Source organism: Shimia sp. (assembly GCF_041624275.1).
Lineage (GTDB): Bacteria > Pseudomonadota > Alphaproteobacteria > Rhodobacterales > Rhodobacteraceae > Shimia.
Genome location: NZ_JBFJVE010000284.1, coordinates 1 through 2,607 on the forward strand (window position 1 = coordinate 1; position 2,607 = coordinate 2,607).

At 65.0% G+C, this 2,607-nt stretch carries 4 protein-coding genes; 3 read left to right on the forward strand and 1 reads right to left on the reverse strand.

Translation table 11 applies throughout. The features are described 5' to 3' along the window. A partial coding sequence (locus tag ABZD10_RS15125; RefSeq protein ID WP_372887781.1) for an ABC transporter permease occupies positions 1-512 on the reverse strand: 512 nt, incomplete at its 3' end. Positions 513-628: 116 nt separating this feature from the next. Here ABZD10_RS15125 and cysQ point away from each other — a divergent pair. The 3 genes from cysQ to ABZD10_RS15140 all read left to right on the forward strand — a co-directional run. Continuing rightward, positions 629-1,426, forward strand: coding sequence for a 3'(2'),5'-bisphosphate nucleotidase CysQ (gene cysQ / locus ABZD10_RS15130; protein ID WP_372887783.1), 798 nt, complete (start codon positions 629-631; stop codon positions 1,424-1,426). After that, a complete protein-coding gene (locus ABZD10_RS15135) occupies positions 1,426-2,226 on the forward strand; it encodes a 3-deoxy-manno-octulosonate cytidylyltransferase (protein ID WP_372887785.1) in 801 nt (266 codons plus the stop codon). Before cysQ ends, ABZD10_RS15135 begins: the two co-directional genes overlap by 1 nt. Next, positions 2,223-2,607 (forward strand): glycosyltransferase family 2 protein (locus ABZD10_RS15140; RefSeq protein ID WP_372887787.1); only part of this gene is annotated, 385 nt, incomplete at its 3' end. The genes ABZD10_RS15135 and ABZD10_RS15140, both read left to right, overlap by 4 nt.

Here is a 2,607-nt window from a genome sequence, read left to right on the forward strand (position 1 = left end):
AGCAGCACCATGCCGATGCCGATGCCCGAGAACCAGGCCAGCAGCAGCATCCCGAGAGCGCCGATCGGCCGGTCGATCTCGAGCGGGACGAAGGCCACGTGATAGACAAACAGGATCGCGACAAGCGAGATCATCTGGATATACAGCGTGCTCAGCGCCGCCGCCGAAATGGCGACCACCGTGTTCATCGGCGCATGTTTCATCATCGGCGACGACGGCCCCTCGGCGGCGGCCACGGCCCCAAGTGTCTTGGTATGGGTCATGAACAGGAACACGCCGGACATGATGTAGAGCAGGAAATCGCCGCGCAGGGCGGCGCCCTTCATGCCCAGGATCGAGAACATGGCGAAGAACACCAGCACGAAGACCACGGTCTGCAACATGTTCATCAGGATCGACATGACCGCGTTGCCGTGGGTCTTGCGCACGTTGCGCACGATCGAGTGATAGATCAGCTCGGCAATGCTGAGCGCACTGCCGATCGTACCTTTGGGGGCTGCTTGCTGAAACATCGCCTGGGTGTCCGGGGTTGCTCTGGTTTTGCCAGTGAAATCTTGCCGTTCCGTTAGGATCACAGCATAAGGGGCGTAAGCCGTGAATACAACAATCCTGCATTTGGAGAGAGTCATTGGACTACGAAGCCCTCATCCCCGTCATGCGCAACCTGGCCATCGAGGCCGGGGCCAAGATCATGGAGATCTACAACTCCGACGATTTCGACGTCAAAGTGAAATCCGATGACAGCCCGGTGACCGCCGCCGACGAGGCCGCCGATGCGATCATCTCGGCCGGGCTGCGCGCCGCCTTTCCCGACGTGATGCTGATCACCGAGGAACAGGCCGACAGCCATATGGCCAAGGGCGACACTTTCCTGATCGTCGACCCGCTGGACGGCACCAAGGAGTTCATCCACCGCCGGGGCGATTTCACCGTCAATATCGCCTATGTCGAAAACGGTGTGCCGCAGCGCGGCGTGGTCTATGCCCCGGCCAAGAACCGCATGTTCTTCACCCTGGCCGATGGCCAGGCGGTCGAGGAAGCGGGTGACTTCGCGGTCGGCAGCATCGGCGAGACCCGCGCCATCAACGTCGCCGCCAGCGACAATGACGCGCTGTTCGTCGTGGCCTCGAAATCGCACCGCGATCAGGCCACCGAGGATTATATCAACAAGTACAGCGTCAAGGATTCCAAGAGCGCCGGCTCGTCGCTGAAATTCTGCCTCGTGGCCACCGGCGAGGCCGATATCTACCCCCGCGTCGGGCGCACCATGGAGTGGGACACCGCCGCCGGCCATGCGGTGCTGCTGGGCGCCGGCGGCCGGGTGGTGCGTTTTGACGACCACACGCCGCTGGCCTACGGCAAGGAAGATTTCGCCAACCCGTTCTTCATTGCCTATGCCCCCGCTGTCGAGCTGAAAGAAGCCTGATGTCCGTTCTCATCGCCATCCCGGCGCGCTATGCCTCGACCCGCTACCCCGGCAAACCCCTGGCGACCCTCAGGGGCGCCACCGGCGAGGTGAAAAGCCTGATCCGCCGCTCGTGGGAGGCCGCCTGCGCGGTCGATGGCGTCGACCGGGTGGTGGTGGCCACCGACGATGATCGCATCCGCGCCGCCGCCGAGGCTTTCGGCGCCGAGGTGGTGATGACCTCCGAGAGTTGCGCCAACGGCACCGAGCGCTGCGCCGAGGCCTATGACAACCTCGGGGGCGGTTTCGACATCGTGGTCAACCTTCAGGGCGATGCGCCGCTGACCCCGGCCTGGTTCGTCGAGGATCTGGTCGCAGGTCTGCGCCGCGATCCCGTGGCCGAGGTCGCGACCCCGGTGCTGCGCTGCGACGGGCGGGCGCTGAACGGCTTTCTCGAGGATCGCCGCGCCGGCCGCGTCGGGGGCACCACGGCGGTGTTCACCAAGGACCGGCACGCGATGTATTTCTCCAAGGAAGTGGTGCCCTATACCGACAGGACCTATGGCGACGACGAGGCGACGCCGGTGTTTCACCATGTCGGGGTCTATGCCTATCGGCCCTCGGCGCTGGGCGCCTATCCGCGCTGGGCGGCGGGGCCGCTGGAAAGCCTCGAGGGGCTCGAACAGCTGCGCTTCATGGAGAACGGTCACAAGGTGCTCTGCGTCGAGGTCGAGGCGCGCGGGCGCCAGTTCTGGGAGTTGAACAACCCCGAGGACGTGCCCCGGATCGAGGCCATGATGGCCGAGATGGGCACGCCATGAGCCAGAGCCCCGTTTCGGTGGTCATTGTCAGCCGGGGGCGGCCACAGGCCCTGGCGCGGTGCCTGACGGGGCTTTCTCAGCAGACCCACCCGAGTTTCGAAACCATCGTGGTGGCCGACCCTTCGGGATGCGCGGCGGTCAACGACGGGGCCTTTTCCGGGCTGGTCAAACTGGTTGCCTTCGACGAGGCCAACATCAGCGCCGCGCGCAATCTCGGCATTGCCCGGGCGGCCGGCGAGCTGGTGGCTTTCATCGACGACGACGCGGTGCCCGAACCGACATGGCTTGCCCATCTTGTGGCGCCCTTCGACAGCGACCCCGAGGTGATGGCGGCGGGCGGCTTCGTGCGCGGCCGCAACGGGATCTCCTTTCAGTGGACGG

Coding starts and splice junctions, on each gene's coding strand:
- ABZD10_RS15135 (WP_372887785.1), top strand. CDS start 1,426: ATGTCCGTTCTCATCGCCATCCCGGCGCGCTATGCCTCGACCCGCTAC.